The following is a 19,483-nucleotide window of genomic DNA, read 5'->3' as shown; positions in this document are numbered from 1 at the left end:
TAACAGGCATTAACGCTTGGAGCGGGTGAAGGGAATCGAACCCTCGTCGTAAGCTTGGAAGGCTTCTGCTCTACCATTGAGCTACACCCGCCTGCAACAACTATACGGCTTTCAAACAACACGCCGCCAAGACGTAAAAAATTCTGGTGGGGGGAGAAGGATTCGAACCTTCGAAGGCTGAGCCGCCGGATTTACAGTCCGGACCCGTTGACCGCTGGGGTAACCCCCCCTGAGAGACCCGAATAGTATAGATACCCACTTCCATCGTCAACACCTGTTGCGCATTTTTTTTAATTATTTTTGCCACCGAATGAACAAAGCCCCGCAATCTGCGGGGCTCTGCTTTTTACATCAACGACTTAGCCAGAATCAGGCTTTGCCGGAAATGATCAGGTATTTTGCATGCAGCTGTTCCTGGGTCTCCGGGTGAGCCGGATCCAGCGGGATGCAGTCGACCGGACAGACTTGCTGGCACTGCGGCTCGTCATAATGACCAACACACTGCGTGCACAAATTGGGGTCGATCTGATAGATCTCTTCGCCCTGGGAGATGGCGTTGTTCGGGCATTCCGGTTCACAGACGTCGCAGTTGATGCATTCGTCGGTAATCATGAGAGACATAGTAATTTCCTCAAGTATTCACAGTATTGATTCTGTCATCCGCCTGCCACAGTCGCAAGTTCGCCCCGTTATATCCTTATGCGGCAACCTGCAGGCGTATTACAGCGATTCTTGTTGGGTCGGTCTTGCCAATGCGTAATGTACTGACGCGGCCTTGTCCTGTTTGACGACGTCCCACCCGTGCATGTCATCCGGCCAGTGCCTTGCCTCGAAGTACACCACACCGTCTGCTGTCAGCAGATTGGCCAGCAACGGCATTACCTGCTGTAGCAATGTCGAGTCATAGGGTGGATCCAGAAAGATGACATCAAACTGTTCGCGGCAGCTTTTCACGTAGTGGATGGCATCCATGGCAACTACTTCTATATGTGTTGCTGCCAACAGCTGGCGATTTGCCTTGAGCGACTCAAGCACCTTGCGGGATTTTTCCACCATGACCACGCGAGCTGCCTCACGTGATGCGGCTTCAAACCCCAACGCCCCGCTGCCGGCAAACAAGTCGAGGCAGCGTTTGCCATACAGCTCCTGCCCCAGCCAGTTGAAGACGGTTTCTCTTACCCGGTCTGGCGTTGGCCGCAAACCTTCCGCATCAGGGAAGGGCAACAGGCGGCGGCGATACTGGCCGCCGATGATACGCACTTTGTTTCGCTGCTGATTCATGATGCCTTGACTGAAAACACAAGGGCGAGAGTTTACTCTTTTCCCGCCTGGCATGCTGTATCGCAAGCAGTTTGGGGCTTAAGGTGTAGCGCCCACCGTCACAATCTGCATCTGCTGCATCACAATCCGGCGTCTCCAGGCATCACGGATCTGCGCGGTCGTCACGGCGGCAACAGCGCGGGAATAGTCCTGCAGATAGCTTAATGGCAATTGATACTGCCCCATGGTCGCCAAGTACGGCAGTAGTTTTCCATTGTTGTCGTAGCGCAGGGGAAAGCCGCCGATGATATTGGCCTTGGCTTGCTGCAGCTCGGCTTGGGTTGGGCCATCCTCTATATAGGTATTCAGCACCTCACGTGTTGCCTGCAGTGCGGCTGCCGCCTCGGCATTGCGGGTAGCAAGTGTGATGACAAACGGCCCGGCCTGTTGCAAGGGGGTGAAATGACTGCTCACCCCATAGGTAAGTCCACGCCGGCTTCGTAGTTCCTGCATCAGCCTCGCATCGAAACCACCGCCGCCAAGGATATAGTTGCCAACGATCAGAGCGTAGTAGTCCGGATCATCACGCTTCAATACCGGCATACCCAGCGCAATATGGGTCTGACTACCAGGTCGTAACAGCTGCAGCGGTGCGGCGGCGGCCTGCGGGGTGACCTCTGGAATGGCAGGCAACACCGCCTTGCTTGTAGGCAAATCCTTTAATAAGTTATTGACCAGTTTCTCGGCTGCCGGACGGTTGATATCGCCGACGATGGAAACCACGGCCGCTGCGGCCCGGTAGTGTTGTCGCCAGAAGGTCTGCAGATCATCCTGCTGGATTGCCTGCAGGCTTTTCTTGGTAATGAAAGCCGATTTGCCATAGGGATGGGTGCCATACATGCGCTGCCGCAACATGATATCGGCCACGGCGCCGGCATCCTCCTGCCGTTGTTGCAAGCTATCAATGGCACGTTGCCGCTCCCGCTGCAGCGCACTGACTGCAAAACGGGGCTGTGACAGTTCACTGGCGGCCAGCGCGATGGCGCTCTGCAGCTGGGCCGGGCGCGTCATTGTGCGCAGCCGCAGTCCGGCGCTTTCCACATCGGCAAATCCGTTCAATTGCGCAGCACTACTGGCTAGTTGCTGCTGGATAGCCTCCTCATCCAGATTGCCGGCACCGGCATCCAGCAAGCTGGCCACCATGGCGGCCAGCCCTTCCTTGCCTGGCGGGTCACGGCGGCTGCCGGCATCAAAGTCTACCCGGACATCCAGCATCGGATTGCCATGAGCTTCCACCAGTAGTACCCGTGCCTGCTGAGGGCTGACCCAGGACTGAATCTCCACGGCATGCGCCAGCATGCTGGCCAGTGTCAGCATGCAAGCCAGTGCAATTGGTTTAGCGGACAAGGCCATCTCCCTTTAATTGATTGCCGGCAGCCGGCTTCCCTCCCCGGCCGTGCAGTGTCAATACCGTGAGCTGGGCATCCTGCAACGACGCTGCGGCCTGTCTGACTTGCGCGGCAGTCACTTGCTGCATGTGCTTCCTGATGAGATCCCGGTTACGCCAGGAAAAACCCAGTGACTCCAGCGTACCGATCTGCATGGCCTGGGCAAACAGCGAATCCCGCTGGTAGATTTCGTCTGCATCCAATTGCAGGCGGACACGCGCAAGCTCCTGTTCGCTGACGCCATGCTCGACAATTTCTTGCAGCTGTTGTCGGATAGCCGCTTCCAGTTCGTTTGGCTGCCGGCTCATCGCTTGGCTGGCAGTAATAGTAAACAGGGCCTCTCCACGCCCCATCATGTCGTAGTCTGCTGCGGCATCGTGCGCTTGTACCCCACCGCGCACCATATTACGTGGCAAGCGTGCCGCAGAATCTCCCGACAATACGGCCTCCAGCAAGGCGTAAGCATAGGCTTGCTCATCGCTGGTCGTCCGGAGTCCCGGCACATGCCAGGCCATGGTCAGGTAATTGAGCTGCGACGGGGCACTTATCTCTACCCGCTTGATACCCTGCTGCAGTGGTTCCCGTTGCGGATTGCGCACGGGCAGGCTTGCAGCAGGCAATTTGCCAAAATAGTGGTCTGCCTGTTCAATCACCCGAGCCGGATCAACATCGCCAACCACCACCAGGGTGGCATTGTTTGGTGCGTACCACTGCCGATACCAGTTACGCAGATCTTCAGCGCGGGCATGTTGCAGATCATCCATCCAGCCGATTACCGGATAGCGCACCGGATTGGCCACAAAAGCATTGGCATGCAGCGCCTCCTGCAGCAAGCCGACTGGCTGGTCGTCCGTGCGCATGCGCCGCTCTTCCTTAACTACTTCCAGCTCGCGGCGGAAGGACGACTCATCAATCAGCAGATTGGCCATGCGGTCTGCTTCCAGCTCAAGCTCCAGAGGCAGCTTGTCAGCCGACAGCTGGGCAAAATACACCGTGTAGTCGCGGCTGGTAAATGCATTTTCCTTGCCGCCCGCCTGAGCAATCCGGCGAGAGTACTCGCCATCAGCCACCTTGGCAGTCCCCTTGAACATCATGTGCTCCAGCAAATGCGACAGGCCGGTGTGTCCATTGACCTCATCCACACTTCCCACCCGATACCACAGCTGCGAAACCACCACTGGGGAACGCGCATCGCGCTCAACCACAATCTTCAGCCCATTACGCAATGTCGCCTCTAACGGTTCGGCCCCCACCACGCCGACCAGCAGGATGAACACGGCCCCGATCCACCCTGATTTTGCTTTCATCACCATCGTTTCTGCCCAGTTGCTGATTTAAGGATACAATTTAGCCATTTATCGCCCTCCCAGACTACGCAGACGCATGTTTAGTTTCTTCAAGAAAAAACCAAAACCGGTTGAAACCCCGGTCATCGCCCCCCAGACCGAGGCATCCAGCGTACCGCTCGCTGAGTCCAGCCCTGCTGATATTGCAGCGCCTATTCCGGCCGCCGATCCTGTTGCTACGCCAGTCACCAGCCTAGCGGCCCCGGCACCGCAAGCCGAAGCCGTAGTGCCTGAGGAGACGCCAGCAAAAAAACCAAGCTGGACCGAACGCCTGAAAGCTGGTCTTTCCAAAACCCGTGACAAGCTGGGTAAATCGCTGGCGGGCCTGTTTGGCGGCGGCAAGATTGACGAAGAGCTGTACGAGGAACTGGAAACCGTCCTGCTGACTGCCGACATGGGCATGGATGCTACGGTACACCTGCTGCAGGACGTGCGCGAGCGCGTCAGCCTGAAGGGCCTGAAGGACGCCAGCGAGCTGAAAGGCGCGCTGAAGGACTCGCTCAACCAACTGATTCAGCCTTTGGAAAAATCGCTGGATGTCAGTGGCAAAAAGCCCTTTGTCATCATGATGGCCGGGGTGAACGGTGCTGGCAAAACCACCTCCATCGGCAAGCTGGCTAAATACTATCAACTGCAAGGCAAGAGCGTGCTGCTGGCTGCTGGCGACACCTTCCGCGCCGCCGCGCGCGAGCAGTTGATGGCCTGGGGTGAGCGCAACAATGTCACCGTGATTGCCCAGCAAGGCGGCGATGCCGCTGCCGTGTGCTACGACGCCATTCAGGCTGCCACCGCGCGTGGTATCGACATCGTGCTGGCGGATACCGCCGGTCGCTTGCCCACCCAGCTGCACCTGATGGAAGAAATCAAGAAAGTGAAGCGTGTTATCCAGAAAGCCCTGCCGGATGCACCGCACGAGGTGATTCTGGTGCTGGACGCCAATATAGGCCAGAACGCCATCAGCCAGGTAAAAGTGTTTGATGATGCGCTGGGCCTGACCGGCCTGATCCTGACCAAGCTGGATGGCACGGCCAAGGGTGGCGTCATTGCCGCGATTGCCAAGCAACGTCCGATTCCGCTACGGTTTGTCGGAGTTGGAGAAAGCATTGACGATCTGCGCCCGTTCAACAGCAAGGATTACGTCGACGCTTTGTTCGACTGATTATCTGCCTCATCTCAGCCACGCCGGCGGCTTGCCGCCGGCATCGTGTTACCGGATCAAGGGGAATCCAGCGCATGATTCAGTTTGACCAGGTCACCAAGCGTTATCCCGGTGGCAACGAAGCCCTGAAGAATCTTTCCTTTACCATCGACAGCGGCGAAATGGCCTTTCTGGCAGGTCACTCCGGTGCGGGCAAATCAACCCTGCTCAAGCTGGTAGCCGGCATCGAACGCGCGACCAGCGGCAGCGTGATTGTCAGCGGACACAATCTGTCCAAGCTGCGCAACAGCCAGATTCCCTATGTCCGTCAGCATATCGGCATGGTATTTCAGGATCACAAGCTGCTGTTTGACCGCACGGTGTTTGACAATGTAATGCTGCCGCTGGACATCATCGGCTTTGATCGTCGCGATGCCGCACGCCGGGTGCGTGCCGCACTGGACAAGGTGGGCCTGCTGTCCAAGGAAAAATCCATGCCCATCCGCCTGTCAGGTGGTGAGCAGCAGCGCCTGTGCATTGCCCGCGCAGTCGTCCATCGTCCCAGCCTGCTGCTGGCGGACGAGCCATCGGCCAATCTTGACCGTGCCTACGCACTGGACATCATGGAGTTGTTCAAATCCTTCCATCAGGTAGGCGTCACCGTGGTGATTTCCGCGCACGATGAAACCCTGATGGAAGACTATGGCCGTCGTATCATCCGGTTGAAAGAAGGGCAGTTCGCCGCATGAAACATTACCTGTACCTGAACTGGCAAAGCGCACGCCAGGCACTGAACAAGATTGCCCGCCAACCATTTGGCAGTCTGCTCACCCTGCTGATGCTGTCCATTGCGCTGGCCCTGCCGCTTTCACTCTACCTCACCGTCAGCAGCATCCAGGAGTGGGCCGGTCGGCTGACTGCCACGCCGCAGATCACCCTGTTCATGGAACAATCCGCCGAAGAAGCTGACTTGGCGGCGGTTTCCACTACGCTGACCAAACACCCGCGTATCCAAAGCTTCAGCTTTGTCGGTAAAAAGCAGGCACTGAATGATCTGGAAAAGCGCAACGGTCTTTCCGGTCTGAGCGACGGACTGATTGACAACCCCCTGCCGGATGCCTTTGTGGTCACCCCCAAAACACTGGAACCACATGAACTGGAAATGCTGCAAAAAGAGCTTTCCGGCCTGCCCATGGTGGAATCGGCCCAATTTGACGCACGCTGGGCCAAGCGACTGTACGGCATGGTGGAACTGGGCAAGCAGCTAACCTGGTTTCTGGGCGGCGCACTTGGCATCGCCCTGGTACTGGTTACGCATAATGCGGTACGGATGCAAATTCTGGCTCGCCGTGATGAAATCGAAGTAGCCAAGCTGATTGGCGCGCCAGACAGCTTCATCCGTCGGCCCTTTATGTACCACGCCATGTGGCAGGGGCTACTGGCTGGCCTGGCCGCCTGGGGCCTGACCAGTTGGCTGGTGATGACCGCCAACCCGGCCATTCACGACTTTGCCCAGCTTTACAACGAACGGGTATCGCTACGCGGATTGAATCTCACCGAACTACTGGTGGTACTGGCAGTTTCTGCCCTGTTGGCCATGCTGGGTGCACGGCTGGCATCAGACCACCACCTGCGGAAAATTCAACCTCGTTAACAATCCATTCCTTTCCTCTGCGGCTGGATTTCGCATAATGTGACATCCAGCTAGCGCGCACTTCTTGGTCTTTTCTGCGATTTGCCTCGTAAAAAACTATCGGCACCATAGAAAAATTCATTGACGCTGGAACCTTTGCTTGCTAGCACTCTCTATATGCGAGTGCTAAGATAGCACTACCCAAGGAGGTAGTTACACTGATGACCACAACATTTGCCTTGCCCGTTCCATCGTCCAGCGGCAGCCTGGAGCAATACATCCAGGCGGTGAACAGTGTTCCCATGCTGACCCCCGAACAGGAGACAGAGCTGGCCACACGCTTCCAGCAAGACAATGATCTGGAAGCTGCCCGCCAGATGGTGCTGTCGCACCTGCGTGTCGTCGTATCGATTTCGCGTGGCTATGCCGGTTACGGCCTGCCACAGGCCGACCTGATCCAGGAAGGCAATATCGGCCTGATGAAAGCGGTAAAGCGCTTCGAGCCGGGCCGTGGCGTACGCCTGTTTTCCTTTGCCGTACACTGGATCAAGGCCGAAATCCACGAATTCATCCTGCGCAACTGGCGCTTGGTGCGCATTGCCACCACCAAACCGCAACGCAAGCTGTTCTTCAATCTGCGTAGCATGAAGAGCAGTTTTTCCGCCCTGAGCGAAAACGAGGCGCGGCAAATTGCCGAAGACCTTGGCGTAAAGCCGGAAGAAGTACGGGAAATGGAAACCCGCATGAGCGGGCAGGACATCGCCTTGATGGCGGATGATGGCGACGACGAGGGTTACGCCCCCATCGACTGGCTGGCTGACGCTCATCACGAACCCACCCGTGCACTTGAGCGCAAGGCCTTCGATCACCTGCAAACCGAAGGCATCGAATACGCACTGTCCTCGCTGGATGCACGCAGCCGCCGCATTGTCGAGGCGCGCTGGCTAGCTGATGATGGCGGTGCCACCCTGCACGAACTGGCCGCAGAATTTGGTGTTTCGGCCGAGCGTATTCGCCAGATCGAAGCCAAGGCCTTGGGCAAGATGAAAACAGCACTGAGCGAAGGCGTGGTCATCGACAACTGACCGCCACACCGTTGCAGCAAAAAGCCCGCGTTTTTCAACGCGGGCTTTTTCATGATCAGGCTGCTGATTGAATATTTCAGGCAATACCGGCAAGTGCAGGATCAATCTCCAGCCAAGATGCCTGGCATACTCATCCTTACTCGCCCTCTCCACCACGGTACTTGGCTGGCAGACGGTCAAATACCTGCTGTGCCACTGCGCGCAAGGGCAGCCATTGCGGCACATCCTCATCGATATCGTCCAGATAATCCTTGGCATAGGTCGGAAAAGACGCCAGCGCCGTAGCCACCGTAGCCTTTGCTTCAGCCTCCCGGCCTGCCAGTGCCAACATCTGCGCCTTCTTCATCATCACATCCGGATAAGGACGGAAAGCGGTCAGACGCTCCTCCCACTGCAGCTTCTGGGTCAGATTGGATGTGTCAGCGCTCAGATAATCATCCAAGGTACTCAGCGCATGGTAAGCAAACAGCGGGTGCTGCTCCATGATTTCCGCCAGACGCTGCTGTCGCTTGGCATCACGTGCCGGATTATCTGTTTGCGTATACAGGCCAACCAGTTCGTTATACGTCGACCAGGTCACAACCGACAGATAACCGATAAAAGCAATCCCCACCATCCACAAGCAATAAACCCACCAGCCTGCGCGGCGAGTCTGCGCTGGCGACATCGAAGCAAACACCGCCAGCATGGCCAGGAAGTACAGATACCACAGCGGGTATTCCAGCATGCTGTGAATCAGGGTCACAGCCATGCAGCCCAGTGCCAGCATGCCTTCGGCCTCGGCACGCTCGGTGAAGAAAGGCCACACCACCCAGGCAAAACCACCTACCACCGCCAGGGTAATCGGCAGGCCCATCTCAGCCAGTAGCTGCAGAATCAGATTATGGCAATTGGTAAACAGACCGCTGTTAAAACCTGCACTGGCAAATTGCGGCAAGGGCTGCAAACGCACACTTTCCGCCGCGTATTGCGACCAACCCACACCCCACAACGGATGCGACTTGAATGTCAGCCAGGCCTTGCCCATCTCGGCAATGCGACGTGAACCCATATCGTCGCCATTGGCAGCCAGACGCTCCATACCAGACGCATTGCTCACGCTCGCATGGGTAAACAGCGACACCAAATGATTGACCAACGGCAAGGCAAACTGCGCGGCAAAAATCACAATGCACGACAGCAGCATCGCCCACATCAAGCGGCGTGATTCAGCACCGCGCATGCGCCAATGCCACAATCCGCCCAATAGCGTTAGCGCCAGCAGATACAACATGGTGGTGCGGGACGCGGCATAGGCCAGCATCAAGCCAAGCCAGATCACCAGCACGGCCAGCCAGCCACGCGCCAGCCGATCGACTGCAAACAGGTACACGCCGCTGATGACCGACCACATCAGGTAATGGGCGTACTGATTGCGCTGGCCAATGTGGCCAAAGATATTGGTGGTGGGGTGGGTACTGTCATAAAACAGGCCCAGCGTATGCGCCAGCCCGGTGAGCTGCGCCAGACCGATCAGCGACTGGATCAGCCCACCCACAATAATGGCGCGCGCCAGCCATACCGCAAATTCACGGCTGCCAAATGTCTGCTGCAGGCTATAAGCCAAACCTGCCAGCAAGGCCACGGCCAGCCAGGCCAGCGCCGTGGCATAGGTCATTCCTGGAAACAGGGCATGTACCAACTGTGGCTGAACGGCCCAGAGCAAGGCCAGCAGCAGACACCACCAGCTGGCGCGGGGGACTCGTTCAAACAGCATGCCGCTTGGCAACAGAAACAAAGCGGAAATCAGCATCAGCCACACCACGTTCATTTCACCGAACCACTGCGGCAGTGGCACAAAATGAATGCGGGATGCAAAAGGCAGAATGGCGATCAGGCAGAATGCCAGCAAAGCCAGACGGCGGGAGAGTGTCGGGAAGGACATGATGGAATCAGGGCCGAAAGCAAAACAGGGAGGATACCGCATGTCAGCCGGTGAAGACACCGCCAGCCAAGAATGGCCGACGGTACTTGCCGGGATCAGAAGATTGCTTTGCGGGTGACGGGAGCGGCGACGGTCATAACAGTAGCAACCCTTCGCTCATCAGTTATGTTAGCTGGGTTACCGTAAACGTAAGCCGCACGCGCTGCCATGGCCTTGATTTCATCTAACGAGGGATCAGACAATTTGCTGAGCTCCGCTGAGAATGCCGGTATAAAATCTGGGTAATTTGTTATACCCAACGCCATAGCCTCACGCGCTTTTTCTGGCTGTTTATCCATTGAATACAAAATAGCCAATTTAAAAAGCAACTGAGAATAAGGCATGGTTTGCACCATTTTCTCGATTGTTTTTATTTTATACTGCAATTGACTGCGCGAAGGCAGCAAGTAATTGGACAAAACCAGCTCCGCCTCTGGACGCCATAATGGATTTTTTGCAATCTCCTGCAACCTTCCAACTCGACGAATATCCTCCTTAACATCAGAAACAGGATTGTTAAAAGTAACCAAATCCCAGAAAATTCGATAACCAAAGGTAAAATTCGCAACACAAGCAATAACTACGAATACCGAGGCGACAGCAGCCAATCGTGGATTAATCTGCAATACACGACATGGCAAAGGTGACAATGCACAAACTAACAATAGCATAGACAGAAACGGCCAATACCAGAGAGGGTATTCAAGCATGCTATGACCAAGAATAATTGATGCAATAGTAATTAATAGTAAATTTTCTAAACTTTGATTACCTTTAAAAAAATATGGCAACAAACAATAAAAAAGTCCTCCCAACACAATAGCTGAACCAGCCAACCCCGTCTCGGCCAACAATTGAAATATCAAATTATGGCAATTAGTAAACAGCCAACTCTCTGGAAATTTTGGCAACCCAGAGTTCAACTCCATCAATACAGAATAATGAGCATAATTACCCAAACCAACACCCAGCAAGGGATGCTCTAGAAAGATATATATTGCTTTGGTCCACTCCACCCAGCGACGCGCCCCCATACCAGCGTCTAGGATCCGATCCGAACCACTTTGAAGTTGAATGGACAGTCCAAGCGAATTCAAAATTAAATTAATTTGATGGCCAAATACTTGTACAATTGCCAACAATATTACAGCAATTGCCAATGCAACTACCATGCGCCCTACCTCGGCATCATACCGTGTACGTCGCAACCAAAACCACGCCAAGCAACACATAATGAGCGCATAGCCCATCGGCATTCTTGAGCCACTCCAACCAATCAGAAGTACAAGCAAAAATGCGGACAAAACAAATACACCCAGCCGCATTTTTCGTATAGCATACAAATAACTTCCAGCTGCAATTCCCCAACCTAAAAAATCCGCAAAATGATTACGCTGCCCGGCATTACCAAATATACTACCTGTTCGATTATTTACATCATAGATTACCCAACCATTTAAAATTTTAGCCAAATCCACAACCTGCGCAAATCCAAAAATAGCTTGCACGAGTGCAGCAACAAAAATAATTTGCGCCAATATTCTAATCAAATCTCGCCGATTTGCACCGATGATATTTACATGCAACCCAGAAAATAAAAAAAACAGCAACATCAGTATTAGTACAGGAATTATCACTACCCCCTGCGAGGAAGCCTGCACAACAACAACAAATAGCAATATAAAAATATTAATTGCAGGCAGAGTGAATCCGGAGCGACGGAAAATGTTAAAAACCAAACAAGTCGCTATAAGCAGCAAGGCCAAACCAGAAAAGTACCAATCTGCAAGTGGCGCATAGCGCACAAAACTAAATAGTGGCAGGATAATAGCCAAGCCAAGCAACCAGGCATAACCATGGCTCAAGGAAATACGCATACATCCCTTTCAGGAATACAAAAAAAGGGTGCATAAAGCACCCTTTTTTTCTGTCGATCAAAAATTAGCGGCAGTTAGCAGGCAGATATTTCGCATTAATACCATTCGTTGTTGCCGAGCCGCAAACCCAAGTCACACCACCACTAGCCAAGGTACCGGTCAGAGAGAAAGAATTGTGGGTGCTATCAATGGTGCCACCGATATTATTCATCGTAACCGTTACCGTACCTGTTGTGTTGGTGGTACCCATTGCGTAGGCGATACCACTTACATTGGTAGTGCTGCTAGATGTGAAATAATTACCACCCGAAGCAGTAGAAGGAAATGCATTATTAGTGATTGCCGACTCGGCAATGGCAGTCTTGGCAGCATCCGCCATAGTCAGACCTTCAGTAACCTTGGCACGAACGGTGTAATCCTGGTATGCCGGAATGGCGATAGCCGCCAAGATACCGATGATTGCCACAACAATCATCAATTCGATGAGGGTAAAACCCTGCTGGATTTGCTTTTGCATAAAATACTCCTTGAAATTACCGACACGATGACGGCAGATAATTGGGATACTGACTACTACCTGAACAAACCCAATGAATGGCATTACTACTGTCCATACTTGGAGTCAGTACAACTTGTAAGCCAGAAGCAACTGAACTGGAAAATGAAACTGTAATGACACTGACACCACCGCTAGCGCTAACTTGCAGATCACTCACGTAGTTTCCTACAATTTGCGTAGGCATACCCGCACTTGCATTGCTACTAGGCCATAAATTATTCGAAATATAATATTCACTTACCGTAGTTTTTGCGAAATCAGCAAACGCAATGCCCTCTGCGACTTTTGCTCTGACCGTGTAATCCTGATACGCCGGTATCGCAATCGCGGCCAGAATGCCGATGATGGCCACCACAATCATCAATTCAATCAAGGTAAAACCGTTATTGCCCCGCATGACCCTCTCCGTGGTATGCACTGCCTGCATAATGCAGAAAGCGTGCCAAGTGGTGGCAGCCTTTGTTTTCAGGGCGGTGGCCCATCGCTCGCCCTGCATAGCACGTCATCATGTGACGTTTTTTGTCAGTTCGAAGCAGCATGAGCGCCTGTGTTAGCATCCTGCCATTCACGCTTACAGGAGATCTCATGAGCAATCAGGACTGGCTGACACGCAGCCTGGCCAGCGTCTGGCACCCATGTACCCAGATGAAGCGCCACGAAACCCTGCCCATCATCCCGGTGGCCCGTGCCGAAGGCGTCTGGCTGGAAGATTTTGATGGCAACCGTTATCTGGATGCGGTCAGCTCCTGGTGGGTCAATCTGTTTGGCCATGGCCATCCGCGCATCAAGCAGGCCATTCGCCAGCAACTGGATGATGTGGAGCATGTCATGCTGGCCGGGTTTACCCACAAGCCGGTGATCGAGTTGTCCGAGCGGCTGTCCGCGCTGACCGGCCTTGGCCATGTGTTCTACGCATCTGATGGCGCGAGCGCTACCGAAATCGCCCTGAAGATGAGCTTTCATTACTGGAAAAATATCGGCCAAGCGGATAAGTGCCGCTTCATCAGCCTGGACAATAGTTATCACGGTGAAACTGCCGGGGCACTGGCGGTGACCGATGTGCCGCTGTTCTCCGCCACGTATGCACCCTTGCTCAAGCCTGGTGTGCGGGTACCGTCACCGGATGCACGGCTGGCACGTCCGGGGCAGAGTGCGGAAGACGTGGCCAGGGCCGCCATTCGTTCACTGGAAAATGTGCTGGCCAAGAAGGCCGGCGAGATGGCCGCCATCATTGTTGAGCCGCTGGTGCAGGGTGCGGCTGGCATGGCCATGTACCACCCGGTTTACCTCAGCGAGCTACGCCGTCTGTGTGACCAATATCAGGTACACCTGATTGCAGACGAGATTGCCGTTGGTTTTGGCCGTACCGGAACCCTGTTTGCCTGCGAACAGGCCAATATCAAGCCGGATTTTCTCTGTCTGTCCAAAGGCATTACCGGTGGTTTTTTACCACTGTCCTGCGTGCTGACTACCGACACCATCTACCAGGCTTTTTATCACGACGATGTCACCCGAGGTTTTCTGCACTCGCACAGTTATACCGGCAACGCCCTGGCCTGCAGCGCTGCGCTGGCCGTACTGGACATCTTTGCCGATGAAGACATCATTGCGCGCAATCGTGAACTGGCTGCCTGCTTCAATGCCATTCTTGCCCCATTGGCGGCACGTGACGACGTACGCCACTTCCGCCATGTGGGCATGATCTGGGCCTTTGATGTCGACAGCCCACGCGCAGACTTTGCACAAGCATTTTTCTCGGCCATGCTGAAGCAAGGCTGCCTGGTAAGGCCCATTGGCAAAACGGTGTATTTCATGCCGCCCTATGTCATGCAGCCCGAGGAGATGGAGCAGCTGTTCCAGGCCACTTGCACGGTGCTGGATGCGCTACATCAAGAAAGCAATGTGTTGACCGGGCCGGTCACCGCCCTGCCGTGAGTATTACCTTGCCTTGCTGGGCTTGATTCAAATAGCATGGCGTATGCATGATGCGGGAAAGCGTGGCACAGCGCGGCTTTCCCGCTTTCCTACCGCCTGTTTTACCTGCCTTGCATAGGACGCACGATGCAGCTTGCCTTGCCCGCTCTGGATATGGATCCGCGATTGGTAGATACCAACCCTGACAGCGTTGCCAACTGGGTAGAACGCTTGCCGTATACCGACCTGCATGAATGCGGTCGCCAGCTGCTGGATGCCCTGCGCAACCTCAATCGCACGCCCATGGAAGTGGGCAACCGCCACAAGCTGTTGCTGCAGTACTTGAAGGGGCTGGATCGCTACTATCCGGCACTGGAAAGCGACATCATCCAGACCGACCTGACATCGGCACCACGCACCCGCCAGTTGGCCATGCTGGGAGAGGCACTGTTCGAAGCTGTCTTCGTTGCCTTCAAGCTGACCCTGACCGAGCGGCTGGCCAAGCGTGGCTTGCTTGAGCGGGAACAGCAACGTATTGAGCTGCTGTTGTACACCATGATGGCCGCCCGCCAATTGCTGAGCATCTGCTGCCAGAGCTACAGCCCCCCGCCAGCCCATTTCTGGTACGACTGCCACCAGCTGTACAGCTTTGCACTTGGACGCGGCTGGCAGGACAAGCATCTGGAAAAAGACGATTCTCCCGCAGCCATTTACCGGCAAATCCTGCTACTGGGGCTCACCTCCACCAACCGGCTGTCCATGCCGGAACTACTGGTAGCCAAGCAGTTGATTATGGATCTGGCCCACCAGGCAGGCCTGATCCCGGTAGAAGCCATCCAAGGCCAGGCGCACGGCTATCTGGTGGATGCCAGCCGCGACGAACCACCACGCTTCATGCGCATTCAAGCCGACAGCCTGGATGCCGGCTGTTACCTGCTTGACCTCAGCCCGGCCATCACCGTGCTGTCGCATAGCATCGAGCAGCTTACCAAGGTGCAAAACACCAGCAGCAACCCCAGCCAGACCCAGGATGAGCTGAACCTGCTGCAATCGCTGGCCGCCGAATGGCAGCAACCACGCCGCCGGCGTCACCAGCGCCTGCCCATTCAGGAAGTAATCGAGCTGATTTCCACCGTTCCGTCCATTTGGTATCGCTGCAACGGCATGAGCTGGGTCCAGAACGGCAACGAACAATCCGCGCCATCACCCACTACCCGCGCGCCACCACCACCCAGCCTGTTTGTGGTGGTAAACCAGAGCGCCACCGGCTACCTGCTGCGCGGTCAGGCGCGTGGCCAGACACTGCGCGCCGGTGAGGCCATTCTGCTAACCCAGCCAGGCAAGCCGGATTCAGCGCAGCTGTGCATGATCTGCTGGGTATCACTGCTGCCCGATGGCGTGGATGTGGAGTGCGGAGTGGAAATTGTGGGCAGCCGACCCCAGGCGGTCATGCTGATCCCCACCATCACCCACCTGGCCGATACCCCCCAGTTTGCTCTGCATCTGCCAGCCATGCCCGCGCTGCGCCGCCCGCCCCTGCTGCTGATGCAGGGACGGCTGTTCAGCCGACTGCGTGAATTCCGCCTGTGGAACGACAAGGGCGAAGTGCTGATCCGCACCTCGCGGCTGGACAAGCAGTCCCCCCATTTCCAGCTGATGGAATATCGCGACAGCGACCACTTCTGAACCAGGTCACTGCGCCACGGCCAGGCAGTTTGCGGTACACTGACAGGCTTGATATTCATTGCCAGCAAGGGATTTTGTATGCGTTCGGTGATTCATGCCGCCAGCCGTATCGTGGTGAAGGTGGGCTCCAGCCTGGTAACCAATGACGGCAAGGGACTGGACCTGGCCGCACTGGCGCGCTGGGCTGCCGAAATTGCCGAACTGAAGCGGCGCGGTAAACAAGTGGTACTGGTTTCCAGCGGTGCAATTGCCGAAGGTTGCCAACGGCTGGGCTGGTCGGTACGCCCCAAGGGAGTCCATGAGCTGCAAGCAGCCGCCGCCGTCGGCCAGATGGGCCTGTGCCAGGCGTATGAAACCGCCTTTCGCGCCTTTGGCCTGAAAACCGCCCAGATTCTGCTGACCCACGAAGACCTGGCCGACCGCACCCGCTATCTGAATGCACGCACCACCCTCACCACCCTGCTGAATCTCAATGTTGTTCCCATCATCAACGAGAACGACACCGTGGTGACTGACGAAATCCGCTTTGGCGACAACGACACGCTGGGCGCGCTGGTCACCAATCTGATTGAAGCCGATGCGCTGATCATCCTGACCGATCAGCAAGGCCTGTATACCGCAGACCCGCGCAAACATCCGGATGCCGTCTTTGTACATGAGGCACAAGCTGGCGATGCCGCGCTGGAAGACATGGCCGGTGGCGTTGGTTCCAGCGTAGGCACCGGCGGCATGATCACCAAGATTCTGGCAGCCAAACGCTCCGCCCGCAGCGGTGCCAATACCGTGATTGCCTGCGGTCGTGAGCATGATGTGCTATCCCGCCTGGCTGACGGCGAAGGCATCGGTACCCAGCTGCTGGCACCCACCACCCGCATGGCAGCGCGCAAACAATGGCTGGCCGACCACCTCAAGCTGACCGGCCGCATCGTATTGGACCACGGTGCCGCGCAGGCCGTGCGCGAGCGTGGCACCAGCTTGCTGCCGGTGGGCGTAACCGCCATTGATGGCGACTTCCTGCGCGGGGAAGCCGTGGCCTGCGTCGATCAGCAGGGCGAAGAAGTGGCCCGTGGTCTGGTCAACTACAGCTCGGATGAAGCCCGCTTGATCATGAAAAAAACCACCCGCGAAATCGAAGCCACGCTGGGCTATATGGTGGAACCTGAGCTGATCCACCGCGACAATATGGTTACCCTGTCATCCCGCTGACGGTTCCGACGAAAAAAGCCCGCGTGACGCGGGCTTTTTTATTGCCTTGCTGCACACAGGAAAAGCTAGTCCTGCTCATCATCCGGCAAGGTCTGTGCTGGCATATCCTTTGCACGGCGCAGCTCTAGCGAGCGGGCAATCACATAGGCCATCATCGAGCACAGGAAAAACAGCAGCATGATCAATGCAATGGAGCGCAGGGTTTCGGTCAGCGCATTCCACAGCTCCAGCAGCCAACGGGCGCCGGTGATTTCCAGCTGGGTACTGCCCTTGCCAGCCGACGGCGGCAGGTATTGCTCCAGATTCCAGGGCCGTACCCCACCGGAGATGCCCGCCACCAGAATCGCAAAGCTGATGTAACGTCGCCAGGCATCTGCCAGATCCTGTCCCAGCGTACGCTGCAGGATTTTATGAACAGCGGGGTCGAAGAAGCGCACTACCGCCAGTGAAGCGGCCAGCGCCACCACGACAATGGCGACAAACAGTGCATAAAACATGATGTTCCCTTTCTGGAATACCAAAACACAAAGTTCAAGACCAATCAGTTAATCTCGGCCAACGCTGCGCTGGCACGGCCTGCTGCCCGCTCAGGCAGCCTGTTCCTGCAACAGGCGGGCAAAACGCTGTAATACTGCCGCCGCTTGCGGTGTCGGGCGCAGTTGCGCACGCAATTGTTCTGCCGGCTGGCCTGCGGCTTGCAAGGTGGGCGCCAGATGTGCCAGGTAGGCATCCATGGCTGCCGTATCAAACTCGGGATGAAACTGCACGCCCCAGGCCGACCCAACGCGGAAGGCATGGTTGGGTTCAAAATCATTGGCCGCCAACCTTACCGCACCAGGTGGCAAGGTGCTGACCGACTGCCAGTGGATGACCGCAGCAGGAAAGCTGGGCGGCAGGTCGGCAAAGATCGGGTCCTGTGCGGCTTCCGGCAACAACTGGACATCCACCACCCCAGCCTCCGGTCCTTGCGGGTGATAGGCAACCTGGCCGCCAAGCGCATCAGCCAGCAGTTGGTGCCCATAGCAGATGCCCAGCACCGGCATGTCCCGGGCAATGGCGGCACGCAGCCAACTGGCCGTGCTGACACTCCAGTCCTCGTAATCGCTCACCATGGCCGGCGAGCCGGTCAGTACCGCGCCAGCGCATTCACTGACTGGCGGCAGGGTTTCGCCCTTCTGCACATCCACCACGCGCCAGTCTCCGGGTTCACCCCCCAGCTCGCGGGTAATCCAGTCCTCGAAATCGCCCAGTTGTGCAGCCAGCGCCGGGTAGGTGCGACCAGTCTTGATGATGATTTTCTGCATATGCCTAGTCTTTCAATGGCAGGCCGAAATGGGTGTAGGCCAGTGCCGTTGCCATCCGCCCGCGCGGGGTGCGCTGCAGATAGCCTTGCTGAATCAGGAAGGGTTCGATCACGTCTTCAATGGTATCGGTGGATTCACCAATGGCAGCACCGACATTGTCCAAGCCCACCGGGCCGCCACCGAATTTCTCCAGAATGGCAGCAAGCAATTTGCGGTCCATCACATCCAGCCCTGCCGGATCAACATCCAGCATGGCCAGTGCTGCATCCGCCACCTGGGCGGTGACGATGCCATCGGACTTTACTTCGGCATAGTCACGTACCCGGCGCAGCAGGCGGTTGGCAATGCGCGGCGTACCGCGCGAGCGGCGTGCCACCTCAAAAGCGCCATCCTCGCCCAGCGTCACGTTCAGCAAACCGGCAGAGCGGCTGACAATCTTGGTCAGCTCCTCGGCGGTATAGAACTCCAGCCGCGCCACGATGCCAAAACGGTCGCGCAAGGGATTGGTCAGCATGCCGGCGCGCGTGGTGGCGCCAATCAGGGTGAAGGGCGGCAGATCCAGCTTGACCGAGCGCGCTGCCGGGCCTTCGCCAATCATGATGTCAATCTGGTAATCCTCCAGCGCCGGGTAGAGGATTTCCTCCACCACCGGACTCAGACGATGGATTTCGTCGATGAACAGCACATCGTGCGGCTCCAGATTGGTCAGCAGCGCGGCCAGGTCGCCGGCACGTTCCAGCACCGGGCCGGAGGTCTGGCGCAGATTGACACCCATCTCGCGGGCCACGATATGCGCCAGCGTGGTCTTGCCCAGGCCCGGCGGGCCAAACAGCAGTACGTGGTCCAGCGCCTCACCACGGCGCTTGGCCGCTTCGATGAAGATTTCCAGCTGCTCGCGCGCCTTCTTCTGGCCAACATACTCGTCCAGCAGTTTGGGGCGCAGGGCGCGTTCCAGCGCTTCTTCCTGGGTGGACAGGCTCTGCTGGGTCACAATGCGGCGCTCGGGTGCGCCACCTATCAGCTGGTCGGTTTCAATCATGTGCACTGCCGTGATGGCTGAATTT

At 56.3% G+C, this 19,483-nt stretch carries 18 protein-coding genes and 2 tRNA genes; 7 read left to right on the top strand and 13 right to left on the bottom strand.

Annotated elements, in window-relative coordinates; genetic code table 11:
* Positions 1-17 precede the first annotated feature (17 nt).
* The 6 genes from ACODR9_RS15550 to ACODR9_RS15525 all read right to left on the bottom strand — a co-directional run bounded on the left by ACODR9_RS15550 (position 18) and on the right by ACODR9_RS15525 (position 4,015).
* A tRNA-Gly gene (locus tag ACODR9_RS15550) sits at positions 18-91 on the bottom strand.
* 53 nt (positions 92-144) lie between these two features.
* Positions 145-230, bottom strand: a tRNA-Tyr gene (locus ACODR9_RS15545).
* A 139-nt stretch (positions 231-369) separates the two neighbouring features.
* Complete coding sequence (locus tag ACODR9_RS15540; RefSeq protein ID WP_488810342.1) at positions 370-621, bottom strand: YfhL family 4Fe-4S dicluster ferredoxin; 252 nt, start codon at positions 619-621, stop codon at positions 370-372.
* Between the two features lie 99 nt (positions 622-720).
* Entirely contained in the window at positions 721-1,281 is a 561-nt protein-coding gene (gene rsmD, locus ACODR9_RS15535) for a 16S rRNA (guanine(966)-N(2))-methyltransferase RsmD (RefSeq protein ID WP_488810340.1), read from the bottom strand.
* A 78-nt stretch (positions 1,282-1,359) separates the two neighbouring features.
* Complete coding sequence (locus ACODR9_RS15530) at positions 1,360-2,667, bottom strand: M16 family metallopeptidase (RefSeq protein ID WP_488810338.1); 1,308 nt, start codon at positions 2,665-2,667, stop codon at positions 1,360-1,362.
* On the bottom strand, positions 2,657-4,015 hold the full coding sequence (locus tag ACODR9_RS15525) for a M16 family metallopeptidase (protein WP_488810336.1): 1,359 nt from the start codon (positions 4,013-4,015) through the stop codon (positions 2,657-2,659). Before ACODR9_RS15525 ends, ACODR9_RS15530 begins: the two co-directional genes overlap by 11 nt.
* A gap of 76 nt (positions 4,016-4,091) precedes the next feature.
* Here ACODR9_RS15525 and ftsY point away from each other — a divergent pair, with 76 nt between their 5' ends.
* From ftsY to rpoH, 4 genes are all read left to right on the top strand, one after another.
* Positions 4,092-5,213 carry a signal recognition particle-docking protein FtsY gene (gene ftsY / locus ACODR9_RS15520; protein ID WP_488810335.1) on the top strand — a complete coding sequence of 374 codons (1,122 nt, stop codon included), beginning with the start codon at positions 4,092-4,094 and terminating at the stop codon, positions 5,211-5,213.
* Positions 5,214-5,287: 74 nt separating this feature from the next.
* Entirely contained in the window at positions 5,288-5,941 is a 654-nt protein-coding gene (gene ftsE, locus ACODR9_RS15515) for a cell division ATP-binding protein FtsE (protein WP_488810333.1), read from the top strand.
* Positions 5,938-6,846 carry a permease-like cell division protein FtsX gene (gene ftsX / locus ACODR9_RS15510; RefSeq protein ID WP_488810331.1) on the top strand — a complete coding sequence of 303 codons (909 nt, stop codon included), beginning with the start codon at positions 5,938-5,940 and terminating at the stop codon, positions 6,844-6,846. The genes ftsE and ftsX overlap by 4 nt, the downstream gene beginning before the upstream one ends.
* A 200-nt stretch (positions 6,847-7,046) precedes the next feature.
* A complete protein-coding gene (gene rpoH, locus ACODR9_RS15505; protein ID WP_159879942.1) occupies positions 7,047-7,910 on the top strand; it encodes an RNA polymerase sigma factor RpoH in 864 nt (287 codons plus the stop codon).
* A gap of 136 nt (positions 7,911-8,046) precedes the next feature.
* On the opposite strand, the gene ACODR9_RS15500 is transcribed toward rpoH, so the two are convergent.
* From ACODR9_RS15500 to ACODR9_RS15485, 4 genes are all read right to left on the bottom strand, one after another.
* Positions 8,047-9,834: a PglL family O-oligosaccharyltransferase gene (locus tag ACODR9_RS15500; RefSeq protein WP_488810330.1), complete on the bottom strand. Its 1,788-nt coding sequence runs from the start codon at positions 9,832-9,834 to the stop codon at positions 8,047-8,049.
* A gap of 95 nt (positions 9,835-9,929) precedes the next feature.
* On the bottom strand, positions 9,930-11,750 hold the full coding sequence (locus ACODR9_RS15495) for a PglL family O-oligosaccharyltransferase (RefSeq protein ID WP_488810329.1): 1,821 nt from the start codon (positions 11,748-11,750) through the stop codon (positions 9,930-9,932).
* A 64-nt stretch (positions 11,751-11,814) separates the two neighbouring features.
* The gene (locus ACODR9_RS15490) at positions 11,815-12,267 is read right to left on the bottom strand and encodes a pilin (RefSeq protein WP_488810328.1); all 453 of its coding nucleotides are present in this window, start codon (positions 12,265-12,267) and stop codon (positions 11,815-11,817) included.
* A 16-nt stretch (positions 12,268-12,283) separates the two neighbouring features.
* Positions 12,284-12,706 (bottom strand): pilin, encoded by a 423-nt coding sequence (locus ACODR9_RS15485; protein ID WP_488810327.1) that lies wholly within the window; start codon positions 12,704-12,706, stop codon positions 12,284-12,286.
* 188 nt (positions 12,707-12,894) lie between these two features.
* On the opposite strand from ACODR9_RS15485, the gene ACODR9_RS15480 reads away from it, so the two are divergent.
* From ACODR9_RS15480 to proB, 3 genes are all read left to right on the top strand, one after another.
* The gene (locus tag ACODR9_RS15480) at positions 12,895-14,244 is read left to right on the top strand and encodes an adenosylmethionine--8-amino-7-oxononanoate transaminase (protein ID WP_488810326.1); all 1,350 of its coding nucleotides are present in this window, start codon (positions 12,895-12,897) and stop codon (positions 14,242-14,244) included.
* 126 nt (positions 14,245-14,370) lie between these two features.
* A complete protein-coding gene (locus tag ACODR9_RS15475; RefSeq protein WP_488810325.1) occupies positions 14,371-15,909 on the top strand; it encodes a hypothetical protein in 1,539 nt (512 codons plus the stop codon).
* Between the two features lie 78 nt (positions 15,910-15,987).
* Positions 15,988-17,115 carry a glutamate 5-kinase gene (proB, locus tag ACODR9_RS15470; protein WP_488810324.1) on the top strand — a complete coding sequence of 376 codons (1,128 nt, stop codon included), beginning with the start codon at positions 15,988-15,990 and terminating at the stop codon, positions 17,113-17,115.
* 65 nt (positions 17,116-17,180) lie between these two features.
* Here the strand turns inward: proB and ACODR9_RS15465 are convergent, their stop codons facing one another.
* The 3 genes from ACODR9_RS15465 to ruvB form a co-directional block, all read right to left on the bottom strand.
* Positions 17,181-17,612, bottom strand: a complete 432-nt coding sequence (locus tag ACODR9_RS15465; RefSeq protein ID WP_488810323.1) for a hypothetical protein — start codon at positions 17,610-17,612, stop codon at positions 17,181-17,183.
* 90 nt (positions 17,613-17,702) lie between these two features.
* Positions 17,703-18,419, bottom strand: coding sequence for a glutamine amidotransferase (locus ACODR9_RS15460; RefSeq protein ID WP_488810322.1), 717 nt, complete (start codon positions 18,417-18,419; stop codon positions 17,703-17,705).
* Positions 18,420-18,423: 4 nt separating this feature from the next.
* Complete coding sequence (ruvB, locus tag ACODR9_RS15455) at positions 18,424-19,458, bottom strand: Holliday junction branch migration DNA helicase RuvB (RefSeq protein ID WP_488810321.1); 1,035 nt, start codon at positions 19,456-19,458, stop codon at positions 18,424-18,426.
* Positions 19,459-19,483 lie beyond the last annotated feature (25 nt).

The organism is Aquitalea sp. FG25 (assembly GCF_057809375.1).
The sequence above is the reverse complement of the archived record's forward strand: the minus strand, read 5'-3'. Positions and strand labels throughout refer to the sequence as shown.